This window comes from Streptomyces sp. NBC_01306 (assembly GCF_026340465.1).
Lineage (GTDB): Bacteria > Actinomycetota > Actinomycetes > Streptomycetales > Streptomycetaceae > Streptomyces.
Window position 1 is genome coordinate 472,782 of record NZ_JAPEPC010000001.1, and the last position, 25,835, is coordinate 498,616.

The following is a 25,835-nucleotide window of genomic DNA, read 5'->3' on the forward strand; positions in this document are numbered from 1 at the left end:
GTCAGGAGGTTCGAGTCAGGCGGTCCGGGTCAGGCCGTCCAGTCGAGAATGATCTTGCCGCAGTGGCCGCCCGCGGCTTCGTCGAAGGCCGCGTCGAAGTCCTGGTAGGCGTACTTGCCGGTGATCACCGGGGAGAGGTCGAGACCGCCTTCGAGCAGCACCGTCATCGCGTACCAGGTCTCGAACATTTCCCGGCCGTAGATGCCCTTGACCGTGATCATCGAGGTGACGATCTTCGCCCAGTCGACGGCGAACTCCTCGGCGGGCAGGCCCAGCATCGCGATACGGCCGCCGTGGGTCATGTTGTCCACCATGTCGCGCATGGCCTCGGGCCGCCCGGACATCTCCAGACCGATGTCGAAGCCCTCCTTGAGGCCCAGGGCGCGCTGCGCCTCGGCGATGCCGCTCTCGGCGACATTGAGCGCGAGCGTCGCACCGGCCTTGCGGGCCAGGTCCAGGCGGTAGGGGCTGACATCGGTGATCACGACGTTGCGCGCGCCGGCGTGCTTCGCCACGGCCGCCGCCATGATGCCGATCGGGCCCGCGCCGGTGATCAGCACGTCCTCGCCGACCAGCGGGAAGGAGAGCGCGGTGTGGACGGCGTTGCCGAACGGGTCGAAGATCGCGGCGATATCGAGGTCGACCTTGGTGCGGTGCACCCAGACGTTGGAGGCGGGGAGCACCACGTACTCGGCGAACGCGCCGTCGCGTCCCACGCCGAGGCCCACCGTGGAACGGCACAGGTGCCGGCGCCCCGCGAGACAGTTGCGGCACTTGCCGCAGACGAGGTGGCCCTCGCCGCTGACCAGGTCGCCGACGGCGATGTCGGTGACGTCGGCGCCGACATCGGCCACCTCGCCGACGAACTCGTGGCCGAGGATCAGCGGGGTCCCGACGGCCTGCTGCGCCCAGCCGTCCCAGGAGCGGATGTGGAGGTCCGTGCCGCAGATCCCGGTGCGCGCCACCTTGATCAGTACGTCGCCGGGTCCGGCCTCGGGCTCGGGGACGTCCAGGAGCCACAGCCCGGGCTCGGCATGCTGCTTGACAAGGGCCTTCATCGCGGCGGCTCCAGGCGTGACGGTGACGTTCGGTGGACGGCACCAATCTGCCGAGCGGCGGCCCCCCAAGTCCATCGAGGATTTCTTAAGCGGGGTCACAGCGGAGCTTCACGCGACGCCCCGGCGGCCTTCGCCTGCCGCCTCCGTGCCGACCGGTGCATGCGTATTGCGTGAAAGTTCGGTAGAGGTCAATTACCCCCTGGTAAAGCGGAAGTGACGGTTCATCACGTCTCTTCCGCTGGGCTCCCGGCACCCTCATCCTGGACCCATGCGAATCACTCTACGCGCGTTGCGCACCCGTGCTGCTGCCGTCGGCATCGCCACCGCGATCGTCGTCACGCCTACCGTGTTCCTCGCGACCGAAGCCCATGCCACCGTGAGCGGCACCATCTGTTACGGCGCCCTCCCCTCCCAGGCACACGACACGCTGGACCTGATCAAGACCAACGGCCCGTTCCCGTACTCACAGGACGGAGTCGTCTTCCAGAACCGGGAGGGCGTGCTGCCGTCGCAGTCCACGGGCTACTACCACGAGTACACGGTGAAGACACCGGGCAGCTCGACCCGCGGGGCCCGGCGCATCATCACCGGCGAGAAGACCGCCGAGGACTACTACACCGCCGATCACTACGTCACGTTCAAGCAGGTCGACTTCACCTGCTGACCGGGGTCAGGATCCCTGCCCGGCTCCGCCGTCTCCCTCCACGACCCCGTCCACGTACACCCAGGCGCCCTCGTACCGCTCGAACCGGCTGTGCTCGCGAAGCTCGCCGGGCTCCCCCCGAAAGGTGTAGTGGGCGCGGAAGGTGACCGTGCCGGTGGTGTGGAAGGCGGTGCCGCCGGTGGTCGCCAGGATCTCCAGGCGCCGCCACCACTGCCCCGCGTCGAAGTCGACGCGGGGCGGCCGTGTTTCCGGGTGCCAGCTGCGCAGCAGATACGCGCCATCCTCGACGGCGAAAGCACTGAACCGGGACCGCATGAGCGCCTCGGCGGTGGGTGCGGCGGACTGTCCGCTGTGGAAACGGCCACAGCACTCGCCGTACAGGGCGGACAGACCGCAGGGGCAGGGCGCATCGGCGGCCGGCCGGCCCCGGCGGCCCTGCTGTGCCTGCTGTGCCTGCCGAGCTTGCTGAGGCCTCTGCGGCCGGGGGGTACGTCGGGACATACCCTGCATTCTGCCCGCAGACGGCACACGGCGGCACCGGGGCTCCCGTGCGGGGCGGGCATCCGTCCGCCGGCAGATATCCGGTTGCTGCGGGGGCCGCTCGCTGACTAGGTTCACCGGGCCTTCCGAACCGTCCTCGCCGCCCGAACCGTCCGCACCGGCCCTGGAGTTGCCTTGTCCGTTCGCCTCACGCCACTGACAGACCCGGGGAGCAGCCCGTCGAGCCACCGCCTGGTCTGGCTGGCGTCGGACGCGGACGGCAACCCGGTCGGCTCGCTCTTCCTGCGGCTGTTCACCAAGCCGGGCCAGGACCATCTCGCGGAGCTGGAACTCCAGGTGCACCCGGCCGAGCGGCGCAGGGGCACCGGGTCGCGACTGCTCGGAGCGGCCGTGGACGCCGCCCGGCAGGACGGCCGCAGCACCGTCATCGCCCAGGCCGGAGCCGGATCCGATGGGGCGGCCTTCCTGGCGGGCCGGGGCTTCCGTGATGTCCTGAGCCTCACCTACACACGGCTCACGCTCGCCGACGCGGACCTCCCCGCCCTGGCCCGCATCGTCGCGCAGCACAGGCCCGGCTACCGGTTGCTGTCCTGGGACGGAACGGTCCCCGACGAGCTGGCCGACACCTTCGCGGCAGCACACCGCGCGATGGACGACATGCCGATGGGCGAGACGGACTACGGCTCGGTGGTCTGGGACGCGGACCGCGTCAGGGAGGCCGCCGCGGTCGTCCGCAAACGGGGCGACCTGCTGTACACGGTGGCGGCGGTGGACGAGTCGGACGGCTCGATCGCCGGGTTCACCGAACTGGTCGTCCCCGGCGACGGGACGGGCGACGCCCAGCATTACGGCACCGGCGTACTGCCCGAGCACCGGGGGCGCGGACTGGCGCGCTGGATGAAGGCCGAGACGATCCACCGGACCCGCGAACGCCACCCCGCACTCGGCGGACTACTCACCGACACCGCGGACGGCAACCTGCCCATGCGGGCCGTCAACGACGCGCTGGGCTACACGCCGACCCACCGGACGATCGAGTACCAGCTGGACCTGGACCTGGACCAGGACCGGGAGCGGGGAACGGCAGCCGCACCGGACAGCGACAGCGACAGCGACAGCTAGCCTGCGGATCATGTTCGTACTGGAATTGACCTACACCGGCCCCATCGAGCGCGTGGACGAACTGCTCGGGGAGCATGTCGCCTGGCTGGACGCGGCGTACGCGGCAGGCGTCTTCATCGCATCGGGCCGCAAGAACCCACGCGACGGCGGGATCATCCTCGCGGCCGGCGAAGACCGCACAGCGATGGAGAAGCTCACCGCGACGGACCCGTTCATGACCGCGGGCGTCTGCACCTACCGGATCACCGAGTTCATCGCGACGAAGACGGCGCCCGGACTCGACGCGTTCCGCCAGGAGTTGTAGAGCGCGGACCGATCCGGTCGCCGGAGCCCCCTGCGCCGCCCGGAGTCCGCCGTTGTGCGGGCGGGCTCCGGGCGGAGGGGCGCGCCGCCCCCGTCCCCACGGTGCGGCGCAGGCGGTCCGCCGTCATCCGCTCGGCGACGGCCGCCAGTCTTCAGGGCCCGGTGCCTTCAGGCACGGGCTTCTGGATGTCCATCAGGCCGGACTCGCGGGGTCCGGTACCTTCGGGGTCTCGCGGTCGCGGGAGCCCGCCAGTCCCAGAGCGGGAAGCACCGCACCCTCGATGAAGCGGCTGAGGTACTCCGCATCACCGTAGTGGCCCTCCAGCATCGGCCGGATACGCATCGCACCCAGCAGCTGGGGCGCGACGAACTCCAGCGCCGGGTTGTCCGCCGCGACCTCGCCCCTGGCCACCGCACGGGTGACCATCGCGTTGATCGCGGCCGCCGCCGGCTCGACCAGCCCTTCGCGCAGCGCCTCAAGAAGCTCCGGGTTCTGCAGCGCCGCGTGGCTCAGCGCGTGCATCAGCGGGGTGTCGCGCCCCGAGTGCGCCCCCAGCGACGTCGCGGTCTCCCGCAGGTCCCCGGCGAGCGTACCGGTGTCGATGCTGGTGAGACTCCCGGCGCGGGTGCCGCGCAGGGCGCACGCCACCAGCTGCGGCTTGCTCCCCCACTGCCGGTAGAGCGTGGACTTGCCACAGCGCGACCGGGACGCGACGCCCTCCATCGTCAGCGCGTCGTAGCCGCCCTCACGGAGAAGCTCCAGTACCGCCTCGTAGAACTCCTGCTCACGCTCCGGTGTGATCTTGGAGCGCGAGGACGCCGTCGCGGGCTGCGTCGCGGAGTCCTGGGATGACATGAGCTCTCCCTTTCCGTGTGACGAGGAGCATCGTTATTCCATCGTACCGATACGCCAGTGTACCGATACGCTGGTGTACCGATACGTCTCCGTATCGGTACACTGTTGTTTCGATGATGCGTGATCCGGACTCCCCGGACTCCGGATCGAACTTTCTGTTACGCAGTGCAAAGCGATGAAAAGGGGTCGGGGTGATGAGTGCCCTCGCCACACCAGTCGAACGGGAGCCGTACTCCGCGCCCGCCCGTGCGCTCGCCGCCCGTGGAGCGTGCCCGTGAATGCCACCCTGGCCGCCGTCGCCCTCTCGCTCCTCTCCGCCGTCGGTTATGCGACGGCCGCGGTCGCTCAGGAGCGTCTCGCGTCCCGTACCCGGCCCGGCTCCGGGCTGCTGCGGCTGCTCGGCCACGGCGCCTGGTGGTGGGCGGTCGGCCTCAACGCGGCAGGGGCCCTCCTGCATGTGGCGGCGCTGAAATACGGGTCGCTCACCCTCGTACAGCCGCTCGGCGCACTCACCCTGGTCGCGGCCGTCCCGCTGGGCGCACGTCTCGCCGGGCGCCGGGTCGCCAGGACCGAATGGCGCGGCACCGTACTCACGCTTCTCGGCCTGGCGGCGCTGCTGCTGGCCGCCGGGGGCACGCCTCCGCACGAGACGCTCTCGCTGCCCGAGGCACTGGGGATCGCGGCGGTGGCTGTCGTCCTGGTCGCGGCGCTCGTACGGCGCTCGGGCAGGCCGGGCGCACGCCCCGGGCTGCGCTTCGCCACCGCGTCCGGACTCGTATCGGGCGTCGCATCGGCGCTCACCCAGACCGTGACGGTCTCGGTCACCGACCACACCCACGGTCCGGCGATCAGCTGGCGGACGGCCGTCGTGGCGCTGCTCGTCGCGGCCTTCGCGGTGGGCGGGCTGCTGCTCTCGCAGACCGCGTACCGGGGCGGCCTCGGCGCCCCGCTCGCCATGGTCACACTCGCAAACCCCGTCGCCGCGTCGGTGATCGGCCTGGCCCTGCTGGGCGAACGCCTCCAGGGCGGGGCCGTCGGAGTGCTGCTCGCCGGGGTGGGGGCGGTGGCCGCCGCCCGGGGAGTGGTCCTCCTCACCCGGGCGACCGCCACGGCACCGGCCGCGACTCAGCCGCCGGCCGCGCCACCGTCATCCACCCCGTCCACCCCCTCGGTGCCGCCGCCCCTGCTGCGGTCGTCCGCCGCACCCGAGCCGCCGACACCGCTGCCGTCGTCCGCGGCATCCGAGCCGCCGGCCCTTCCCCGGTCGTCCACCAGGCCCGAGCTGCCGGTCACCGTCCCGCTCCGGCCACCGCAGCCGCAGACCGCGCCCGCGTCGTCCGCTACACCCCCGCCACCCTCCGTACCTCGATCAGCAGCGCCTGCCCAGGATCGAGCACCGGCATCGGCACCCCTGCTCCACTGAGCACCGGTCCGGGCAGCGCCACCCATCCGTCCAGGGCGGCCGTGACCCAGGCGGGCGCGAGCACTTCGCGGAACGAGGGCAGTCCGGCCTCCGTCCGGACGCGGACCCGGTAGCTCCCCGTACGGTCCAGGCCGGGCAGCGCGATACGCCCCGGCTGGGCCTCCGGCGAACTGGCCAGCTGCGCCCAGCAGTACAGGGCGGCGCTCGCGTCCGGAGCCACCACCCCGTGCAGCAGCGCGGCGTCGCCGCCGAGATCCGCGCGGACCACCCGTCCGCTGTGCAGCAGCGGCCGCAGCTCCTTGTAGAGCGCGCCCCAGGCCGTCAGCTCCGCCAGCTCGTCCGGCGAGCACGCACCGAGGTCCCGCTCGATTCCGGCGTGGGCGAACAGCGCGGTGAGCAGCCGGAAGGAGCTGTCCGTGATCCGCCCTGTGGTGTGGCTGCGGGCCTCGCCGACATGCGAGCCGATCAGCTCGGGCGGCAGCAGCTGGCCGGTCCAGCGCTGGATGGCCTGGCGCTCGACGGGATCGTTGCAGTCCGACGCCCACACCCGGTCCGTACGGGCCAGGACCCCCAGGTCCACGCGGGCCCCGCCGCTGGAGCAGCTCTCGATCTCAAGACCGGGGTGCCGTTCCCTGAGTGCGTCGAGCAGCCGGTACAGCGCCTCGGTCTGCGCGTGCACGCCCGGACGGTCACGGCCGTCCGCCGACCGCTGGACGGCTTCGTGCAGGTCCCGGTTGTGGTCCCACTTCAGATAGTCGACGGAGTACCGCGTGACGATCGCGTCGAGCGATGTGAGCAGATACGCCCACGCCTCGGGATGCCCGATGTTGAGGCCGTACTGATGGCGGGAGCCGGGACCCAGCCCGGCGCTCGGCCCGAGGATCCACCCGGGGTGGGCGCGGGCCAGCTCCGATTCGAGGTTGACCATCTCCGGCTCGACCCAGAGCCCGAACTGCATACCGCGCGCGTGCACCCGGTCGGCGAGCGGCGTCAGCCCGTCGGGCCACACCGCGGTGTCGACGGTCCAGTCCCCCAGCCCCGCGGTGTCGTCCCGGCGGCCGAGGAACCAGCCGTCGTCCAGCACGAACCGCTCCACGCCGATGTCGGCGGCCAGGTCGGCGAGGGCGACAAGACGCTCGGGCCGGTGGTCGAAGTACACGGCCTCCCAGCTGTTCAGGGTCAGCGGGCGCGGCGTCACCGGATGCGAGGGACGTGCCCTGAGCAGCGCGTGGAAGCGGTCGGCGAGCCCGTCGAGCCCGGTGCCGGACCAGCTGAACCAGCAGACCGGCGAGGTGTACGTCTCCCCCGGCGCCAGGCGTATCTCCCCCGGCGCGAGCAGTTCCCCGCCGCCGAGCACGGCGGCGTGCGCCCCGGCGCCCTCGGGCAGCCGCTCGGCCAGCCAGCGCTGATTACCGCTCCAGCCGATATGGACACCCCACACCTCGCCGGCGCGGAACGCGAAGCCCGGCACCCCGGCGGTGAGCAGGTACGGGGCGTCCTGGCCGGTCCTGCCCCGGCGCTGCTCCCGTACGTGGCTGCCGTGCCCGAGCGGCCTGCGCTGCGGGGACCGTTCGCGGCACCACCTGCCGGTGAAATCGAGGATCTCCGAGGCCCTGCGCGGCAGCGGCAGCAGGGTGGTGACACCGCTGAGGTCGTACGGAACGGGGTCCGCGTCAGGCCGCCGGGCGACCGTGGTCCGCACCGCCAGCACCCCGGAGGGGTCCAGCCGGTAGGTGAGGGTGAGGTCGAGGCCCGCGCCGTCCTCGGTGAGGCGGAGGACCAGTTCACCGTCGCTCTCCTCGGCAGCGACGAAACGGGGCTTCGGCGTGGTGGCGGTGCCTGCCAGATGACCCTGGTGGGCAGGGGTACCCGACCAGCCGTCGGCCTCGGTGGGCCAGACCGTGAACTGCCGTGGTTCTTCCAGGGCGTTGTGGAGCGCGGCGCCGTCGGCGGTGAGTGCGAGCGCGGCGCATTCCTCGTTGGTGAGTGCGCCCAGATCCTCGCCCCAGTGCAGGATCCGGGGCAGCGGCGCGGACAGGTCGACGACCAGGCCCACACCGGCTGCGCGCAGTTGGACGGTTCTGGGGGCGGTGCGGGTCATACGGGGCTTCCTCTCTCCGGTCACAGACCATCGACCGCGGAACACACCTGCGCTAGATTCGATTCAAGACAATTATTGATCAATTGAGGCCACCCGTCTGGTAGTTGTAAGGTAAACAACGATCGGGCGTGGGCGTATATGCTCCAGCGCATCGTCAGGCATTCCGCACTTGGAGGCTGATCATGACCATCGCCCCGCAGCAGCGGCTGGTTCAGCAGCTCCCAGCAGCGCCTTTCTACTGCCCGGTGCCACCCGGCACGCACCCCGCGGCGGCCTCGCTCAATGAGGCGACCGTACGCTGGATGCTGCAGCAGCACATGGACACCGACGAGCAGCAGCGCCGCCGTCTCACCCTCTGCGACTTCGGTGGTCTCACCGCATCGACCATGCCGTACGGATGGATCGAGCCACTGACTCTGATGGCCCGGTTGCACGCCGTGCTGTTCTCTCTCGACGACGGACTGTGCGACGAGTCCTACGCGACCGCCGGCCTGCTCGCCCAGGAGACCGGCCGCATCATGCGCGCGGTCGAGGCCCCGTACTCGGCCCCTTCGCCCGGCGAGTCCGCGCGCACGGCCGCGCTGCGGTCGATCAGGCTCGACCTCGCCCGCCACGCGACGCCGGTCCAGCTGCGTCGCTGGACCGAGGCCATGCGCGTCTACACCTCCGGGCTCGTCTGGGAGGCGTCCTGGCGCAGCAGCCCCGGCCTCCCCTCACTGGACGACTACGTCACCCTCTGGATGCGGGCCATAGGGATGGCCCCCTCCACCGCGATGATCGAGATCACCGGAGGGCTGACGCTCGCCGACGAGGAACTGGACGATCCCCGGATACGCGCGCTGACCGAGATGGCCTGGACGCTGGTCAGCTGGGACAACGACCTCTACTCCCGCAACAAGGAACTCCTGCGGGCCGACGACGATCTGAACCTGATCGACGTACTGGCCCAGGAGTACGGCATCGACGCACTCCGCGCCCAGCAGGAGGCCGTGGTGATGCGCGACCGGGTGATGGTGCTCTTCATGCGGCTGCGGGAGCGCGCGCTCCGGGACGCCGGGCCCCAACTCCGGCAGTACGTCAACGGTTTGGGCCAGTTCGTGCGCGGCCACCTGGACTGGGCCTCGGTCTGCCCCCGGTACACCGTGCCGGGCGCACCGGCCGCCGGGCCCGACGGCTGGTGGAAGCGGCTCCCGGCCGTGGTGGACCAGGACCCGCTTCCCCTGCCGTCGATCTCCTGGTGGTGGGACCAGCTGGACGACGGTCAGTAGCCGCGCCACCAGCTGGTCAGGGCCCGCCAGAGCCGCTTCGGTGCCGAGCCGCGCTGGGCCGGTACCGCCGCCGCGGGCGGCGGCGTCCCCACGGGCGTCGCCCGGGCCGGCGGTGCGGGCTGCTGTACGACGGGCGGCGCGGCCGGCGGGTGCGAGGTGACCTCCCACTCGGCGCGGGGCGGCGGCATCGCCGCAGGGGACGGCGCGACCATGATGTCCTGCGGTGGTCGCGGCGCGAACGTCACGGGCAGCCGGTCCAGATGACGGGACATCAGCGAGCCGGTCCAGCTCAGTTCGTGTTCCTCCAGGGCCAGTTCCACATCGGGGAGCCGCATCAGCAGCGCGTCGACGCCGACATCGGCGATGGCGCGTCCGATGTCCTGCCCGGGACACTCGTGTGCCCCACCGCTGAAGGCCAGATGGGCCCGGTTGCCCTGCATGGAGGCGTTCGGGTCGGGGCGGACGACCGGGTCGATGTTGGCGGCTGCGATCCCGACCACGAGGGCGTCGCCCCCCTTGATCTGCTGGCCCCCCAGTTCGGTGTCACCGACCGCCCAGCGGCCGAGGATCGTGGTGAAGGGCGGTTCGTCCCACAGCGTCTGCTCGACCGCCTCGGGCACCGTCATATGACCGCCGCTCAACTGGGCCCTGAACCGCGGGTCGGTGAGGACCATGCGCAGCACATTGGCGATGAGGTTCGCGGTGGTCTCGTACGCGGCGATGAGCACCAGCCGCATGTGCTGGCTCACCTCGTCGTCGGTGAGCCCGGCGGGGTGCGTGATCAGCCGGCTGGCGAAGTCCTCCCGCGGCGCTGATCTGCGCTGGGCGACCAGCCGGTTGAGCGCGGCCATCACGAAGGCGTTGCTCACGATGGCGGTCTCGGTGCCCTTGATCATGTCGCGGGCGGCCTGCACCAGCCGTTCGCTGTACTCCTCGGGCATACCGAGGATCTGGCACATCACCATCATCGGCAGATGTTCGGCGAACCGGCTGACGAGATCGGCCTTGCCGTCCTGGCAGAAGTCGTTGACCAGCCGGTTGCTGTAGCGGTTGATGAAGCGGCGGGTGCTGCGGGTGTCGATGTGCGACATCGCGTCGGTGACCGCGCCGCGCAGCCGCTCGTGTTCGGCGCCGTCGGCGAAGACACAGATCGGCTGCCAGGTGAAGACCGGCGCGAGCGGGTGGTCGGGGGCCGCCGTGCCGTCCTGGAGGGCGCGCCAGCGGCGTGAGTCACGCGAGAAGAGCGAGGGTGTACGGGTCATGTACAGGTTCTCGCTGTGGCCGAGCACCAGCCAGGCGGGGACGTCGCCGTGCAGCAGCACGGGTGCCACCGGGCCGTGCTCGGCGCGCAGCTTCTCGTACAGGCCCATCGGGTCCTGCTCGGCCTCGGTCCCGTACAGCCGCCGCAGCCCGCCGGGCCCGAGCCCGTGGGCCGGGCACTGCGGAGGCGGGACTGCCGCGCCGGTGCCGGGCTGGTGGTCGAAGGGGGTTGTCACGGTCACTCCAATACGTACGGACGGGGACGGTACGGCCGGTACGGCCTAGGCACGCCGCATGGCGAGGGAGTGCAGATAGCGCATGAGGGCCATCAGGGTGTCGCGGCTGGAGGCGCGCTGCCGCGCGTCGCAGTCCACGATCGGGACCTCGTCGGGCAGGTCGAGCGCGGCCCGCAGCGCCTCCAGGCGGTGGCGGGGCGCGTCGGGGAAGGTGTTGATGGCGACGATGAACGGCACGCCGCGCTCCTCCAGCCTGCCGATCACATCGAAGCTGACCTCCAGCCTGCGGGTGTCGACCAGCACGACGGCGCCGAGCGCGCCCTCGAAGAGGCCGTTCCACAGGAACCAGAAGCGCTCCTGGCCCGGGGTGCCGAAGAGGTAGAGCACAAGCTGTTCGCTGATGCTGATCCGGCCGAAGTCCATCGCCACTGTGGTGGCGGTCTTGCTCTCCACACCGGAGTTGTCGTCGACTCCGACCCCGGCCTGGGTCATCGTCTCCTCGGTGGTCAGCGGGCGGATCTCGCTCACCGAACGCACCATCGTCGTCTTGCCGACCCCGAACCCGCCCACGATCACGATCTTGACCGCGGCCGTGGCCGTGTCGGGCAGTACGTCTTCCCTCCTGGGGCCTGCGATCGTGTCAGAGCTTCTGGAGTCCATGCATCACCGCTTCGAGAAGGGCCCTGTCCGGCAGCGCCGCGCGGACGATGGGCGCGCGCGACTCGACCAGTTCGGCCGCGAGGAGATCGGTCAGCAGCGCGGTCACCACGCTGAACGGCAGGCGCAGATAGGCGGAGATCTCGGCCACGGACAACGGCGACTTGCACAGCCGTACGATCGCGGCCTGTTCCGGCTGGACGGTCGGGGACGGCTCGGCCCGGGACACCACGATGGTGACCAGGTCGAGGGGGGCCCGTTCGCCGCCGTCCGGCCCGCCGGTGATCACATAGAGCCGTTCCGGGTCCCCCGAGTCCGGCTCCGCCTTCCGGCGTTCTCTGCGGGGCGGCGAATTCATCCGGCCTTCCCGTCGTGCCGCGGCGGGCTGGCCAGATGAGCTCCGATCCGTACCACCATGTCGCGCATCTGCGCGCCGACCAGGCCCGCTTCGACCCGTTCGTCGGTGAGGACGGCGAGATAGGAGCCGGTGCCCGCGGCCATCAGATAGAAGAACCCGCCGGTGATCTCGATGACGACGAGCCGCATCCGGCCGTCGCTGTCCGGGATCTCGGTGGCGACCGCGGCTGCCAGGCTCTGGAGCCCGGCGCAGGCAGCGGCGAGCCGGTCCGCGCCGTCGGGGTCACCGCCGTGCCGGGCGATCCGCAGGCCGTCCGCCGAGAGCACCACGATCTGCTGGATCCCGGGGACCCCGTCGGCCAGCTCCTTGAGCATCCAGTCCATGCTGCCCAGTTGCTGAATCACGCCAGGTCCCCCTTGTCCCATGGTTCGCCGGACTCTCCGACGGCCGACGGCTCCTGCGGCACTCCGTTGGCCGCCTTGGTGAAGGCCTCCAGCCAGATTCCCGGCTGGGGCTCCTCCTTCTCCGGTTGCTGCGTCTCCTCGGGCGCCCGGGGCGTGTAGGGGTCGGGCTCGGGCGCCGGGGCGGGCACCACGGCCTGTTCGGACCCGAAGGACGAACGGAGACGGCTGCGGCGCTGCGGCAGCCCGTTCGGGGTCCACTCGGTCACCACCGGTACGTCGTCCTCCATCGACAGCGCCGCCGGGGCGGGCCGCTTCGGCGCGGTGGCCTTGCGCGGCGCCCTGGAGGGGACCCGGTCGGCGAACGCGCCGATGTCCGTGTCCGCTCCGGTGCGGGGCTGTCCGGCCGCACCGATTCCGTGTGCGATCCCGGGGGCGGGGCCTGTGGTGATCATCTCGCGGGGCACGATCAGCACCGCCCGGACGCCGCCGTAAGCAGACTGACGCAGCGCCACCTTGAGGTTGTACATCTGGCTCAGCCGGCCGACGACGGCCATGCCGAGCCGGGGCGACTCGCCCAGGTGGTTCAGGTCGGCGCCGGCCTGCGCCTTGATCAGCATGCCCTCGGCCCGCTTGCGGGCCTCCTCGCTGAGGCTGACCCCGCCGTCCTCGATCTCGATGGCGATCCCGGTCTGCACCTCGACCGCGGTGACATGGACGCGGGTCTGCGGCGGGGAGTAGCGGGTCGCGTTGTCGAGGAGTTCGGCGACGGCGTGGATCAGCGGCTCGACGGCAGGGCCCACGATGGCGACCTTGGCGATGGAGTGCAGATCGACCCGCGGGTACTCCAGGATGCGGGACATCGCGCCGCGCAAGACGCTGAACAGCGGTACGGGCTTGGGCCACTGGCGTCCGGGCCGGGCGCCGCCGAGCACGGAGATGCTGTCGGCGAGACGTCCGATGAGCGCGTTGCCGTGGTCGAGCCGGAGCAGGTCGTCGAAGACCTCCGGCTGGCGGCCGTGGTCCTCCTCCATCTCCCGCAGTTCCGCCGCCTGCTGGTGGACGATGGCCTGGACGCGGCGGGCGATGCCGACGAACGCGAACTGCGCGCCCTCACGCTGCGACTCCTCGTTGTCGACGATCTGCAGCAGTGAGGCGAGGATCTCGCGCTGTGCGGAGGGGAGGTCGCGGTACATCTCGCTGTTGTCGACGAGGATGCGCATGACCTCAAGGGGCGACTCACCGTGCTTGAGCCGGTGGATCGCGGCGGGCATCAGCTCCTTGGCGAGCCGCACGGTCTCCGCGTCGTGCGCGGCGAGCCGCTGTTCCAGGAACGCCAGCCGCTCGCCGTAGGCCCGGTGGAGGGTACGGGTCGCGGAGGCGCGGCGGACGAGTGCGGTGACGAGTACGGCGACGACGACGGTGGCCAGTACGCCGGCCCAGACAAGGGGTATCCGGGCGGCCCGGTCGACCGCGACCGCGCCGACGGCCGTGGCTGCCGACGTCAGAACGACGGAGAGCAGCAGCGCACGAACCAGTGGCGCTGTCCGATCGGTTGGAGGCGCCTCAACGCGAACCATGTGATCCCTCTGGCAGTTGACGGTGGGGAGAATCGAACTATCAAGACATGTGGGAACAAGTGCATGAATATATGTCATCTCAACTCACAATGAGCGAGCGTAGCCCGATCAGATCACCGCGGCGGCATATTCTCCCAACCTTGTGCGGTGGCCACTCCAGAGGAATAGACTCGCCGGTTTTACACAGTCAGCTCCCGTTCACACACGAGGAGTCACCGAACATGTGTCCCAACTGCCCCCGAATGAGGACAGCTTGGTATCAGCGCAGGTGCAGGGCGCTCCGGGCCCGTTCGGCCAGCCCGTCGGCGCCGCAGGACTCGGCGAGGGCGAGCCCGCGCACCAGGTCGGGCTCGGAGCGGGCGGCGATCGCGAACTCCACCCGGGCCTGGGCGTGTTCGTACGCGCAAGGCGACGCTTCGAGATAGGCGACGGCGCCACCGAGCAGCTCCACGGCACGGCCACCGCTCTCCAGGACGGCCGCGGTCCGCAGCGACTCACCGATCGCGGTGTCCGTCCCGTACCGCTCGGCCCGGTCCCGTACATACGTCACCAGCCGCGCGGCGCGGGCCGGGTCCTCGGTCGCGAGAGCCCGCACCAGATCGGCCGCCCAGGGGGCCATGACGCTGTTGTGCCGGCCGCGCCCGCGCAACGCCTCGCCCGCGGCCTCCAGTTCGGCGATCGCTTCCTTCGTACGGCCGCATGCCAGCAGCAGCCTGCCGCGCACGGAAGGCGCGTCGGGAATGACGATGGTGGAGGGATACGGGGGCGCGAAGCCGTACTGTTCGGCGGCCTCCCGCGCGGCCTGGACATGGCCACGGGCCAGCAGCGTGTCGATGAGCATGCAGGCGGCGTCCCAGTTCATCGGGAGGCCGTTGCCGACCCGCTCCGCGAGGCGCAGGCTCTCGCGCAGATAGGTCTCCGCCTCGGCCAGCCGGCCGCGCCTGCGCTGGAGATAGCCGACGAGCGCGTTGGCGAACGAGAGATGGCCGCCGCTCCAGCCGGACACCTCGAACGAGCGGAGCGCCTCCGTGAAGAGGCTCTCGGCCCGGTCCAGCCGGTCGGCGAAGGCGTAGGAGAGGCCGAGCAGCGCGGCGGGCTCGAACCCCCAGGAGGTGCCGGTCCAGCCGATGCCCGGTGGCAGCCGTCCGTTGACCAGGGCCCGGTCGCAGATCTCGACGATCTCCTCGGCGCTCTCGCCGCGGGCGGTGCCGTCGAACGCGCGCAGTATGAGCAGGATCCGCTCGGAGTTGTCCTGGCCGCCGAGGCCGTCGGTCATCTCCGCGAGACGGCGGGAGCGCGCGGGTCCGTCGTCCTCGACCGCCTGGACGCCCTCCCAGAGGAAGTGCGCGGTCTGGAGCCGCCGCCTGGCGGGGCCCGGCTCGGTCACCTCCGCCTCGGCTGCCACCACCTCGGCCGCCTCACGGGTCTGGTTGTTGTGGGTCAGCGCCTGGGCGAGCCGGAAGACCGCGTCCACCCGCAGGGCCCCGTCGAGCCCCGGCAGGGCGAGCGCGGCCCGCAGATGGCCGACCGTGGTGGCCGGTGAGGTCAGCAGCGTGGCGCAGCCCAGCTCGTACAGGACGCTGGCGCGCACGGTCGGCAGCGGCGGCTCGTCGAGTGCCCGCTCCAGACACCGCCTGGCCGCGTCCGGTGCGCCCACCGCCAGGTGTTCGGCCGCCGCCTCCCGCAGCTGTGCGACCAGCTCGGGGTCGTCGTCGGGGTGGACCTGGAGGAGATGCGGTGCGGCGGCTGCCGCGCCCCGGCCCGCCATCGTGACGGCCCAGGCCGCCTGGCCGTGCATCGCGGTACGGGTGGCGGCCGGCACGGCCCGGTAGACGGCGCCGGCGATCAGCGGGTGGACGAACTCCATCGGGTCGGTACCGGTCAGGATGCGGGCCGCCCTCAGCCGCTCGGCGCAGTCGGCCGCCTCGCCCTCGTTCATACCGGCCAGCCGCCCGGCCAGCTGCAGCGAGATACCGGTGCCCAGGATCCCGGCGGCCCAGGCGAACCGGGTGGTTCCGGTGCCCAGTTCCTCCAGGCGCGCGATCAGCCCCGAGCCGCGCGCCGACGCACCCAGTGCGCGCAGGGCTCCCGCCGAGTCCTCGACCGGGTCGAGCGCGTCGTCCCGCACCCTGGCGAGAAGCTCGACGGTCTCGTACGCGTTGCCCCCGGTCACCGCCCAGACCTCGCGGCAGAACGGATCGTCGGCGTGCTCCCCGAGCGCGCTGCGGGAGAGCTGGGCGATGGCGTCGGGGGTGAGCGCGCGCAGCTGCACGTTCTTCTCGGCCGCCGCTTCCAGCATCCGCAGATACTCCGCGGCGTCGCCCACCGCCTCGCCCGTGCGGTACGCGAGGACCACGAGCACGGGCGGGCCGCCCTCGCGCCCGGTGAAGGAGGCCAGCCAGGCGAGCGTCTCCAGATCGCACCACTGGGCGTCGTCCACGATGAACACCAGCGGGCGGAACAGTCCGGCGATCCGCACGGCCACGGCGTCCAGCCCGTCGCGGACCCCCTGCGGGTCGGCCTGCTGCGCGCCGGGCGGGGCGACGCCGAGTGCGGGCCCGACGATGTCGTACCGGTCGTCGAGCAGATCGCGCGCGTCCCGGATCCCGGGCATCGCCAGTGCGGGCTGCAGGAGTTGGCGTACGACGTGGAAGGGTACGGAGGTGAGCGTCTCGCCGCCACGTGCCGACCACACCGTGCAGCGGCCGGCCGCATGGGCGCTGACCGTGTCGAGCAGCGCGGTCTTGCCCAGACCCGCCTCGCCGCTGTAGATGAGGAGGCCCCCGGCGGACTCCCCCGCGCACAGCGCCTCGACGGCGTGCGTGCCCACGGCGATCTCGTTCTCCCGCTCCAGCAGCGGTACGGCAGCCGGGCGTTCCTTCCGGGACCCCATCGTTCCTCCCCTGCCTGACAACGGATTTCGAGAATATCCCGGCAGGCCGGGGCCGCGGGGCGGTCCGGAGGGACCGGTTCACGAGTGAGCAGAAGTTCGCATGCCCTGCGGGCGTTGGCAGTAATCTTGTCGACAGCCCCTGTCTTGATCGCCTGCGCCTCGGTCTCCGCTGCCCTGAACCGCCCCGGCCTCGTCCCCGGCGTCTGTCGGTGCCCTGTCATCCGGGCGCATACGATGCCCTGCTACGGTCCGCGCTGGACCGGCCGGCCGCCACCGGCAGCATTCCTGCCGCCACCGGCGACATCAAGAACCGACAAGCACGGGGAAGACTGCATGAAGATCGACTGGGACCGGCGCACCTGCGCACGGCGCGGGCATGTGACATACGCCCCGCAGGAACCGGAACTGGCGGCGCGGCTGCGCGCCGAGACGGGATTCGGCGAAGCCTGGCGCTGCCTCCGCTGCGGGGACTTCGCCCTGGGGGACCCGCACGGAGCGGGTCCCGCACAGGACGCCCCGCTGGTGCCGCGCGGCAAGGTGCTGCGCGATCTGTTCATCCTGCGCTTCCTCGCCGTGGAGCGCGCGGTGCGCGGCGTGTTCATCGTGCTGGCGGCCGTGGCCGTCTGGAAGTTCAGCAACAGCCAGGACGCGGTGCGCCGGCTCTTCGACCAGAACCTGAACGTCCTGCGCCCGGTGTTCCGCCACTTCAACTACGACCTGGACAACTCGCCCGTGGTCGGCACCATCCAGAAGACCTTCGGCTACAAGCACTCCACGCTGCTGCTCGTGGCGGCGCTGCTGCTCGTATACGCGCTGATCGAGATCGTCGAGGGCGTCGGGCTGTGGCGCGCGAAGCGCTGGGCGGAGTATCTGACCGTCGTCGCCACCGCGATGTTCCTGCCGCTGGAGATCTACGAACTCACCGAGAAGATCAGCTGGCTGAAGATCGCCACTCTGACGATCAATATCCTCGCGGTGCTCTACATCCTGCTCGGCAAGCGCCTGTTCGGTCTGCGGGGCGGGCACGCGGCCTTCGAGGCCGAGCGGCAGAGCGCCTCGCTGCTGGAAGTGGAGACGACGGCCGGGCTGACGCCCGTCACCCGCTGACGGGCCCCGGGACCTGGTTCCACACGGCGAGGGCGGGCCGCCCGTGTTCGGTGCCGATCCGGCTGACCGATGCGGTGTCCAGCCGGAACAGCGCTCCGGCGGACGCCGGCAGTCCGAGGCGGCGCGCGGTCAGCACCCGCAGGAAGTGGGCGTGCGCGACCAGGACAACGTCTCCGCCCTCGCCGTCGAGGTCGGCGTCGCGCAGCGCCACGTCGACCCGCTTCAGGACACGGTCGGCGCGCTCGCCGACCTGCTGCGGGCTCTCACCGGGGTGCTCGGGCGGCCCCTCGGCCACTCCGTCGGTCCACAGGTCCCAGTCGGGCCGGTCCTGGTGGATCTCCGCACTGGTGATGCCCTCGTACGCCCCGTAGTCCCACTCGTGCAGGTCGGCGTCGGAGTGTGCGGGCACGAGCCCGGCCAGCTCGGCGGTCCGCCTGGCCCGGGTCAGCGTGCTGGTCAGGGTGAGCGCGATCCGCCGCTCGGCCAGCAGCGGTGCGACCTTGCGGGCCTGCTCCTCGCCGGACGCCGTCAGCGGCAGATCCGTCCAGCTGGTGTGTTTCCCGGTGCGGCTCCAGCTGGTCTCACCGTGCCGTACGAGAATCAGCTCTCCCATGACCGCCCTGCCTTTTCGCGTCTGTCACCTCGGCTCCGGTGATGTGATGCCGGTGCCGGCGGCGACGTCTTTGTTGATGTTGTACAAGGGCTTCAGCCTGTCACGACCAGCGAAGATTCCCGCAGCGGCGGTCCATCGGTGTGATGCTCGGCGCACTGCCGCCCGCCCCTCCTCCATCCATCGGAGCGCACCCGCCACCGGCGCGCATCCCGGGTCACTGCTCCAGCGGCCGTCCGATGCGCAGGTTCCACCGTCCGGCCCTGCCGCTCAGCTCGGTCAGCGTCAGCGGCGCCGCGTCCAGCCGCCAGAACGCCTCGGCGGGGAGCGCCAGCGCGTGCAGCACGGCTGCCCGCACCACGGCGGGGCCGGCCACCGCCAGCACCCGGCCGCCCTCGCCCGCCAGCCCTTCCAGCCAGCCGCCGGCCCGCTCACGGAGCGCGTCCAGCGACTCACCGCCGTGCGGCGCCGCGGAGGGGTCGGTCAGCCAGGCGGCCACCGCATCCGGTTCGCGCACGGTCAGATCCTCCAGGGTGCTGCCCCTCCAGCGACCCAAGTCCCAGCCCCGGACGGAGGGTTCGGGCTCGGCCCGCAGACCCAGCGCGGCAGCGGTCTCCCGGCAGCGGGCGTCGGGGGCGGTCAGCATCCGGCCGGCGCCCGGTACCGCGCTCGCGGCCCGCGCCGCCCGGCGGGCACCCGCCTCGTCCAACGGCCCCTCGTCGTCGATGCGGGCCTCGCGCAGCGCGGCGCTGTGAGCGGCTGAGATCAACATCACGCGTACCGTCATCGCTCTCCTCCTCCAGCTGTCCGTTCGCCGGGCGGGGCAAGCAGATCACGTGGGCCGGGGGCCTGGAGCGCAGGGGGTGACGGGCCGTCCGGCCGACCCGCACCGTAGCGGAGCCTGCCCGGCAGGCGGTACGGTCCACGTGAACATGACGAAGGCGTAATGGAAGTCCGGTGAAAACCCGGCACGGTCGCGCCACTGTGAACCCGCCCCGCGGGAAGTCAGACCCAGCACCTTCGTCTCAGGCACCACGACCGGGACGCGTGTTCCCCAGGAGGTTCTGCCATGGCAAACTCCCTTGCCCCCGTACCGAGCGCCCCCGCCACTCCGGCGATCGCTCCCCTCTCCCTCAAGGCCATTGCCCCCTGGGCGGTCTTCTTCGGGATCCTCATGCTCATCCTGCTGTACTTCGTCGGCGCCGAGCAGGGTGCCACCTCGGTCTTCTCGGGGACCGACGTGCACGAGTGGGTCCACGACGGACGTCATCTTCTCGGCTTCCCCTGCCACTGACCTTCTGACGTCCAGGGGACCTCTCTCATGAACTCCATATCCATACGCGCCCTGCTCGTCCGCGGAATGCTGGCCGGCCTCGCCGCCGGTGTGCTGGCTCTGGTCGTCGCCTATCTGCTCGGTGAGCCGCGGGTGGACTCGGCCATCGCGTTCGAGGACGCGCACAGCCACGAGCACGAGATGGAGGTGGTCAGCCGTTCCCTCCAGTCGACGGCCGGCCTGGCCACCGGTGTGCTCGTCTTCGGCGTCGCTATCGGTGGCATCGCCGCGCTCGCGTTCTGCTTCGCTCTCGGCCGTACCGGCAGGTTCGGTCCGCGGGCGACCGCCATGCTGGTGTCGGCCGGCGCGCTGCTCGCCGTGTACGTCGTGCCGTTCCTCAAGTACCCGGCAAATCCGCCGTCGGTGGGCGACCCCGACACCATCGGCAAGCGCACCACCCTGTACTTCCTGATGATGGTGCTCAGTGTGCTGCTCTCCGTCGCCGCGGTGATCCTCGGTAGACGGCTCGCGCCACGCCTCGGCAACTGGAACGCGACCGTGGCGGCGGGGGCGGCCTTCCTCGTCCTGGTCGGGCTGGCCTACGAGTTCTTGCCGGCCATCAACGAGGTGCCGAAGGACTTCCCGGCCACCCTGCTCTGGCAGTTCCGGCTCTCGGCGCTCGCGATCCAGCTCACCCTGTGGACCGCGTTCGGACTGCTCTTCGGCCACCTGGCCGAGCGTCATCTTCTGCCGCGGGCGGCTCCGGCACGCGACGCGAACGGCACGGCGGCGCCGACGACCGCTCCCGTCGGCTGACCGACCGGGAGTGCGCCGTACCGGCTGCCGGGCCGCCGCACCGGGCCCTGCGGTGACGCACTGACTGTTCCGCCTCCGCCCGGCGGCCACCACGGATCCCGCCCGGACCTGTCCGGGCGGGATCGTCCGTGTGCGGACACCGTTTCCGCCCGTGCCCGAAGTTTCCGCCCGTGCCCGAACACCAGGTTCTGGCTTGGCCAACCCCTTGCCGCTCATTGGCCACCTGTTCATCGTTTCACTCCTCCCCACCTCACCGGCCGCCCGCAAGAGTTCAGGAGGGGCCTGGAAAAGGGCCCGTCCGAGCTTGAGAAGGGGATGTTCATGGCCGAGTTGACGCGACGCAGACTCCTTGGCTCAGCGGCAGGCGCCGTCAGCGGTGCGGCGGCGCTCTCGCTGCTGCCGCCCAGCGTGCAGAAGGCGGTCGCGGCCGGACCGCCGCGCCACGGCTCCCTGCGCGACATCGAACACGTCGTCATGCTGATGCAGGAGAACCGCTCGTTCGACCACTACTTCGGCACGCTGTCCGGCGTGCGCGGCTTCAGCGACCCGCACGCGCAGAAGCTGGCCAATGGCAAACCGGTCTTCTACCAGCCCGACTCGGTGAACCCGAAGGGCTATCTGCTCCCGTTCCATCTGGACACGCACACGTCGAGCGCCCAGGCCATCCCGTCCACCAGCCACGCCTGGTCCGTGCAGCACGAGGCGTGGAACGGCGGCCGGATGGACCAGTGGCTCCCCGCGCACCGCAAGGCCGACGGCCTCAACGGCCCGTATGTCATGGGCTATTACACCCGGGAGGACATTCCCTTCCAGTTCGCGCTGGCGGAGACCTTCACCATCTGCGACAACTACTTCTGCTCGGTGTTCGGCCCCACCTGGCCGAACCGGCTGTACTGGATGACGGGCACGCTCGACCCGAACGGCACCCAGGGCGGCCCGATCCTGAACAACACGGCCCCCACGCCGTACCGCTGGACGACCTACGCCGAGCGGCTGCAGGCCGCGGGTGTCAGCTGGAAGGTCTACCAGCAGGAAGACTCCTATGGCTGCAACATGCTGGAGAACTTCCAGACCTTCAAGGACGCCAAGCCCGGTGACGAGCTGTACGAGCGCGGGATGCGCCCGCAGCCGGAGGGCACGTTCGAGGACGACGCCCGCAACGACCGGCTGCCGGCCGTCTCCTGGATCATGCCGACGAGCTACCAGTCCGAGCACCCGGACTACCTCCCGGCGGCGGGCGCGGACTTCGTGGCGCAGAAGATCGAGGCCATCGCGTCCAACCCGAAGGTGTGGGCGAAGACCGCGTTCATCCTCAACTACGACGAAAACGATGGCCTGTTCGACCATGTGGCGCCTCCCACCCCGAAGCCCGGCACGACGGACGAGTTCGTCCAGGGCCTGCCGATCGGCGGCGGTTTCCGGGTCCCGGCGATCATCGTGTCGCCGTGGACCGTGGGCGGCTGGGTCGCGGGCGAGCGGTTCGACCACACGTCGGCGCTCCAGTTCCTGGAGCGGTTCACGGGCGTACGGGAGCCCAACATCACCCAGTGGCGCCGCCGCACCTTCGGCGACCTGACGTCGGCCTTCCGCTTCTCCGGCGCCCACCACCGCCCGCCGCACCTGCCGGAGGACACGGCCGAGCAGCTGGAGCAGGCGAAGAAGGAGGTGGCCACGCTCCCGAAGCCGACACTGCCGGGGGCCGACCAGCGGTTCCCGCGCCAGGAGCGGGGGCACCGGCCGCGCACATAGGTCCTTTGGTTTGACTCATGCCCAGGGCACGAGCGTGCGCGGGAGGTCACCGAAACCCGCGGCGAGATTCTCCCTCCGACTCACCGCAATTTCCTGCGAGTTGGAGGGAGGACGCGGCCTGCTCCTGGCGCCGGCCCTCACGGACCGCTGGGGCTGGTATCCGCGTACGTCCTACGGCCGGGCGTAGGGCCGCGTCATGATCTCCATGTTGTGACCGTCCGGATCGTCGAAGTACGCACCGCGGCCGCCGAAGAGGCGGTTGATCCGGCCGGGCTCGGTGTGGCCGGGGTCGGCGTAGTAGGTGACTCCGACCGCCTCCAGCCGGGCGATCATGGAGTCGAACTGCGCATCGGGCACGAGGAACGCATAGTGCTGCGACTGGATCGGCTCGTCCCGCTTCTCGTAGAAGTCGAGCGTCACACCGTTGCCGGTATCGACGGGGAGGAACGGCCCGAACGGGGCGCCGACCTTCAGCCCCAGGATCGCGGCGAGGAACTCGGCCGACAGATGCCGGTCACTGGCGTAGACGGCGGTGTGGTTCAGCTGGACAGTGGTGACGGTCGGCTCGGTACCGGGCCGGCGCTGCTGTTCGTACGGCAATTCTGGTGCCTCTCCGGGTCTTGGGCTCCGCTGGTATCCGGCGCCACGCTCGGGCGCCGGGAGGGAAAACGCGGAGAGGCAGGCGGGGCTCGTGCCCGCCATGCGCTCACGCCAAGGCCGGGCGCCTCTCTCGTGCATGGCTCAAGGCCGACCCGGTAGTCACCTGGTCGATGTTAGGGCCTGTGCGGCGGATCGGAAACCGCCGGACAGGCCCGGGGCCGGGGCTCCGCTCACCTTCGGCGTTCGTGGCCCCCGCCCATCCCCTCGTGGCGGCTCCTCCGGTGGACGCGGCCGACCCGGGCGGCGGGCCGTCGGGCGGCCCGGGCCGCTACCTCCCGCAGGTCTTCCATCCCCGCCCGGTCAGGGTGGCCGGAGGCGAGGGCCGGCTTCAGGATCTTCTGGGTGTCTCCATCCTGACCTGCGAGCATCTCCAGGACACCGTCCTGCCCTGCCGTCTCCAGGAGCTGGAGGAGGCTCTCGGCGATCATGAGGAGGCTTTCAGGTTCGGTGAGGTCCTCTGCGTCCAGGATCTCGCGGCGCACCAGAACGCTGATCGCGGTGGGAGCGAGCAGCGGGTCGCCCCGCAGGGAGCGGGCCACGGTCTCGCCGTCGGGGTGGGCGTCGGTGAGTACCTCCAGCATGGCCTCGGCGCGGGTACGGAAGGGGCACACGCGCAGGGCGTCGGTGAGCTGGTCCAGGGCGGTGGCCGGGTCCGGGCGGGCCGCTGTCCAGGCGGCGAGTTCGGTGCGGGCGGAGTCCGGGTCGTAGTGGTCGGTGAGGACGCCGAGGAGACCGGCGGCCGGGGCGTGGATGAGTTCGCCGATGAGCGGGGCGTCGCGTCCCTCGGCGAGCAGCCGACGGCGTACGGAGTCGTGGCCGAGGGCGGTCAGCCGGATCAACTCGACCATTCCGTCGGTGAGTTCGGACCGGTACGCCTCGGCGGAGGCATCGGCGCCGGGGTGGCCGCCGAGCGAGCCGAAGAGTTCGGCCAGTTCGGGCGGCAGCCCGGCGGGTGGCTCCAGAGCCTCGGTGGGCGGCGCATCGAGGAATACCGGGTCGGCCATCCCCGCATAGCGCTCGATCGCACCCAGGTCCTCCAGGGCGTCGAGCATCCGGCGAAGAGCGTGGTCCGTGGTTCCGGGCGGCATGTCGTACCCGTCGCCGTATCCACCGCGCACGGTGTCCCGCAGCCGGGGCCAGGGCATCGGATACGTGAGGCTGTACAGGGTGTTGAGGACGTCGGGCACCACTTGCTCGTAGGCGATGGCGAGGGGCGAGGGGAGGTGCCGTCCGCCGCGCGGAACGATCAGCGGTTCCCGGAGATCGGTGAAGGCGTCGAAGGTGCGGCGCCAGAGGGCCAGAGGGTCGTCGAGGAGAGGCCGGGCCGCGGCGACGGCGTACATCCGGCCCTTGGCGATCCGCACCGTCCTGGCCTTCTTCGCCCATTCCACAGCGAGGCCGAGTTTCTGCAGTCGGGCCGAGGAGCGGACGCCGGCGCAGTCGTCCCCGGTGGCCAGTTCGGCGACGAGTGCCCGGGCGTCCGCGATGCGCGGATTGCCGGTCGTGGTGACCGGCCTGCCTTCGCTGCCCGCCCAGTCGGTGATGCCGCGCAGCCAGGTCAGGAGCGGGGACTGTGCGGCGAGCGCGCGCAGTTCGTCCTCGGCCGGCAGGGCGATGGGGAGCTGCGGCTCGGCGCGTCGGGCGGTGGCCGGTCCGTGCGTGTGGTGCCGGGCCACGATGTGGTCCAGCACCTTCTCGTCGTACCTGACTTCGCCGCGCCGGGCCCGCTCGACGAAGTCGCTGAGAGCCTGCTGGTCATGTACGTCGATGCCCTGCTCGGCGGCGGTGGTGAGCCAGAACCTGGCCATGCCCCAGCGGGTCCGGTCCTCCATCGCGGGCCGGTACCGGGGTGCGGCCGCCTCGATGGCCGCGAGGTTTTCGGCGAGAGTCGCGCCGCGTGGGTCGGCGAGCCCCACGGTGTCGAGGTAGCGCAGCAGGAGGGCGAGGGCGCCCGGCATGTCTCCGGGCTCGTCCTCCGGCAGCAGGGATACCGTCCGGGGCAGCCACTCCAGCAGGAATTCCTCGACATGCCGGGGCTCCCACAGGCCGAGGCGCCCGTCGCGGGTGCCCCGGTGACGGTAGTCGAGCGCGGACTCGGCGCCGAAGCCGTCCAGCGACTCACCGCGCTCGTCCGCCCACCGCCCGGCCCGATGGATCAGGAGCCCGCACGCCGCCTCGAACTCGTCGGTCTCCTCAGGCGCGAAATATAGGCGCACCACAACGCTCCTGCCTGTCCTGCGGTCGTCTCCGGGGAGCACGATACGGGCGGACGCCATGCCCCTCGCGGTCGACCGAACCGGTCACCCCGCACCTGAGGCGTGTCATCACCGCCTCGCCCGGGTACCTGTCGGTGCTTCAGCCCGCAACCAGTCCCAACAGCCGTCGCATCCGGGCGTACTTGGCGGTGAGCCGGTCCCGGGTCGGGGTGTCCAGTTCGGCCAGTCGCTGCGGATCCGCGTTGTGCGCGATGTCGGATTCCTTGATCAGCAGCGCGCCCGGCACCGCGAGGATCCGGGCCGCGTAGGTCTCCGGGCTCTCCCCCGGCCGCTTGGTCATGGCGGACACCATGTCCTTGACGCTGCGCGGCAGCGGCGCGTTCTCCAGCCAGGACTCGCTCAGCGCACCGTCCTCGACCGAGTCGTGCAGCCAGGCGGCGGCGATCTGTTCGTCGGTGCCGCCGCGTGCGGCGACTCCTTCCGCGACCGCTGCCAGGTGCACGGTGTACGGCCGGCCCGCTTTGTCGGTCTGCGTGGCGTGCACCCGGCGTGCGAGTGCCTCGACCTCGGTCAGGCTCAGGTGGCTGTTCAGCATGGGCCCTCATGCTAGGGGGCTGCGTACGCCTTGCGCGACAGACCACGATCACCGCATCGACGGCGCCTCCGGCGCCCGTCCACGCGGGGGCGTCCCGGTGGTTTTCCGAACTCATCTACGATCAACGG

The 25,835-nt window shown here is 71.2% G+C and carries 24 protein-coding genes; 9 read left to right on the forward strand and 15 right to left on the reverse strand.

The features are described 5' to 3' along the window. Nucleotides 1–29: 29 nt before the first annotated feature. Nucleotides 30–1,058 (reverse strand): L-threonine 3-dehydrogenase, encoded by a 1,029-nt coding sequence (tdh, locus tag OG385_RS02015; RefSeq protein WP_266851242.1) that lies wholly within the window; start codon nt 1,056–1,058, stop codon nt 30–32. A 268-nt stretch (nt 1,059–1,326) separates the two neighbouring features. On the opposite strand from tdh, the gene OG385_RS02020 reads away from it, so the two are divergent. Beyond that, nucleotides 1,327–1,722: a ribonuclease gene (locus OG385_RS02020; RefSeq protein WP_266851243.1), complete on the forward strand. Its 396-nt coding sequence runs from the start codon at nt 1,327–1,329 to the stop codon at nt 1,720–1,722. A gap of 6 nt (nt 1,723–1,728) precedes the next feature. On the opposite strand, the gene OG385_RS02025 is transcribed toward OG385_RS02020, so the two are convergent. Next, nucleotides 1,729–2,223 (reverse strand): YchJ family protein, encoded by a 495-nt coding sequence (locus OG385_RS02025; RefSeq protein ID WP_266851245.1) that lies wholly within the window; start codon nt 2,221–2,223, stop codon nt 1,729–1,731. 174 nt (nt 2,224–2,397) lie between these two features. On the opposite strand from OG385_RS02025, the gene OG385_RS02030 reads away from it, so the two are divergent. Then, nucleotides 2,398–3,345 carry a GNAT family N-acetyltransferase gene (locus tag OG385_RS02030; RefSeq protein WP_266851246.1) on the forward strand — a complete coding sequence of 316 codons (948 nt, stop codon included), beginning with the start codon at nt 2,398–2,400 and terminating at the stop codon, nt 3,343–3,345. 10 nt (nt 3,346–3,355) lie between these two features. Then, nucleotides 3,356–3,649 (forward strand): YciI family protein, encoded by a 294-nt coding sequence (locus OG385_RS02035; RefSeq protein ID WP_266851248.1) that lies wholly within the window; start codon nt 3,356–3,358, stop codon nt 3,647–3,649. Nucleotides 3,650–3,841: 192 nt separating this feature from the next. Here the strand turns inward: OG385_RS02035 and OG385_RS02040 are convergent, their stop codons facing one another. Beyond that, on the reverse strand, nt 3,842–4,504 hold the full coding sequence (locus OG385_RS02040) for a TetR/AcrR family transcriptional regulator (protein ID WP_266851249.1): 663 nt from the start codon (nt 4,502–4,504) through the stop codon (nt 3,842–3,844). A gap of 274 nt (nt 4,505–4,778) precedes the next feature. Between OG385_RS02040 and OG385_RS02045 the strand changes: the two genes are divergently transcribed. Continuing rightward, nucleotides 4,779–5,927 (forward strand): DMT family transporter, encoded by a 1,149-nt coding sequence (locus tag OG385_RS02045; RefSeq protein WP_266851251.1) that lies wholly within the window; start codon nt 4,779–4,781, stop codon nt 5,925–5,927. On the opposite strand, the gene OG385_RS02050 is transcribed toward OG385_RS02045, so the two are convergent. Further along, a complete protein-coding gene (locus OG385_RS02050) occupies nt 5,845–8,028 on the reverse strand; it encodes an alpha-galactosidase (RefSeq protein ID WP_266851253.1) in 2,184 nt (727 codons plus the stop codon). The genes OG385_RS02045 and OG385_RS02050 overlap by 83 nt on opposite strands. A 182-nt stretch (nt 8,029–8,210) precedes the next feature. Between OG385_RS02050 and OG385_RS02055 the strand changes: the two genes are divergently transcribed. After that, nucleotides 8,211–9,296, forward strand: coding sequence for a hypothetical protein (locus tag OG385_RS02055; RefSeq protein WP_266851255.1), 1,086 nt, complete (start codon nt 8,211–8,213; stop codon nt 9,294–9,296). Here OG385_RS02055 and OG385_RS02060 read toward each other — a convergent pair. From OG385_RS02060 to OG385_RS02085, 6 genes are all read right to left on the reverse strand, one after another. After that, the gene (locus OG385_RS02060) at nt 9,290–10,792 is read right to left on the reverse strand and encodes a cytochrome P450 (RefSeq protein WP_266851256.1); all 1,503 of its coding nucleotides are present in this window, start codon (nt 10,790–10,792) and stop codon (nt 9,290–9,292) included. The two genes, OG385_RS02055 and OG385_RS02060, sit on opposite strands and share 7 nt — an antisense overlap. A gap of 45 nt (nt 10,793–10,837) precedes the next feature. After that, nucleotides 10,838–11,452 carry an ATP/GTP-binding protein gene (locus OG385_RS02065; protein ID WP_266851258.1) on the reverse strand — a complete coding sequence of 205 codons (615 nt, stop codon included), beginning with the start codon at nt 11,450–11,452 and terminating at the stop codon, nt 10,838–10,840. After that, a complete protein-coding gene (locus tag OG385_RS02070) occupies nt 11,433–11,807 on the reverse strand; it encodes a DUF742 domain-containing protein (protein WP_266851260.1) in 375 nt (124 codons plus the stop codon). Before OG385_RS02070 ends, OG385_RS02065 begins: the two co-directional genes overlap by 20 nt. Then, a complete protein-coding gene (locus OG385_RS02075) occupies nt 11,804–12,211 on the reverse strand; it encodes a roadblock/LC7 domain-containing protein (protein ID WP_266851262.1) in 408 nt (135 codons plus the stop codon). The genes OG385_RS02070 and OG385_RS02075 overlap by 4 nt, the downstream gene beginning before the upstream one ends. After that, nucleotides 12,208–13,788, reverse strand: coding sequence for an ATP-binding protein (locus OG385_RS02080; RefSeq protein ID WP_266851264.1), 1,581 nt, complete (start codon nt 13,786–13,788; stop codon nt 12,208–12,210). Before OG385_RS02080 ends, OG385_RS02075 begins: the two co-directional genes overlap by 4 nt. 259 nt (nt 13,789–14,047) lie before the next feature. Then, entirely contained in the window at nt 14,048–16,681 is a 2,634-nt protein-coding gene (locus tag OG385_RS02085) for an AAA family ATPase (protein ID WP_266851265.1), read from the reverse strand. A 333-nt stretch (nt 16,682–17,014) separates the two neighbouring features. Here OG385_RS02085 and OG385_RS02090 point away from each other — a divergent pair, with 333 nt between their 5' ends. After that, nucleotides 17,015–17,788, forward strand: coding sequence for a DUF2127 domain-containing protein (locus OG385_RS02090; RefSeq protein WP_266851267.1), 774 nt, complete (start codon nt 17,015–17,017; stop codon nt 17,786–17,788). Here OG385_RS02090 and OG385_RS02095 read toward each other — a convergent pair. Both OG385_RS02095 and OG385_RS02100 read right to left on the reverse strand, forming a co-directional pair. After that, nucleotides 17,778–18,401: a histidine phosphatase family protein gene (locus tag OG385_RS02095; RefSeq protein ID WP_266851269.1), complete on the reverse strand. Its 624-nt coding sequence runs from the start codon at nt 18,399–18,401 to the stop codon at nt 17,778–17,780. The genes OG385_RS02090 and OG385_RS02095 overlap by 11 nt on opposite strands. A gap of 214 nt (nt 18,402–18,615) precedes the next feature. Next, entirely contained in the window at nt 18,616–19,185 is a 570-nt protein-coding gene (locus tag OG385_RS02100) for a histidine phosphatase family protein (RefSeq protein WP_266851271.1), read from the reverse strand. 282 nt (nt 19,186–19,467) lie between these two features. Between OG385_RS02100 and OG385_RS02105 the strand changes: the two genes are divergently transcribed. The 3 genes from OG385_RS02105 to OG385_RS02115 all read left to right on the forward strand — a co-directional run bounded on the left by OG385_RS02105 (nt 19,468) and on the right by OG385_RS02115 (nt 22,236). Continuing rightward, nucleotides 19,468–19,692: a CbtB-domain containing protein gene (locus OG385_RS02105; protein ID WP_266851273.1), complete on the forward strand. Its 225-nt coding sequence runs from the start codon at nt 19,468–19,470 to the stop codon at nt 19,690–19,692. 27 nt (nt 19,693–19,719) lie between these two features. Beyond that, nucleotides 19,720–20,487, forward strand: coding sequence for a CbtA family protein (locus OG385_RS02110; RefSeq protein WP_266851274.1), 768 nt, complete (start codon nt 19,720–19,722; stop codon nt 20,485–20,487). A 321-nt stretch (nt 20,488–20,808) separates the two neighbouring features. Further along, nucleotides 20,809–22,236 (forward strand): alkaline phosphatase family protein, encoded by a 1,428-nt coding sequence (locus OG385_RS02115; protein WP_266851276.1) that lies wholly within the window; start codon nt 20,809–20,811, stop codon nt 22,234–22,236. 171 nt (nt 22,237–22,407) lie between these two features. Here the strand turns inward: OG385_RS02115 and OG385_RS02120 are convergent, their stop codons facing one another. From OG385_RS02120 to OG385_RS02130, 3 genes are all read right to left on the reverse strand, one after another. Further along, on the reverse strand, nt 22,408–22,836 hold the full coding sequence (locus tag OG385_RS02120) for a VOC family protein (protein ID WP_266851278.1): 429 nt from the start codon (nt 22,834–22,836) through the stop codon (nt 22,408–22,410). 230 nt (nt 22,837–23,066) lie between these two features. Further along, complete coding sequence (locus OG385_RS02125) at nt 23,067–25,112, reverse strand: hypothetical protein (RefSeq protein ID WP_266851279.1); 2,046 nt, start codon at nt 25,110–25,112, stop codon at nt 23,067–23,069. 139 nt (nt 25,113–25,251) lie between these two features. Beyond that, nucleotides 25,252–25,707 (reverse strand): HD domain-containing protein, encoded by a 456-nt coding sequence (locus OG385_RS02130; RefSeq protein WP_266851281.1) that lies wholly within the window; start codon nt 25,705–25,707, stop codon nt 25,252–25,254. Nucleotides 25,708–25,835: the final 128 nt, after the last annotated feature.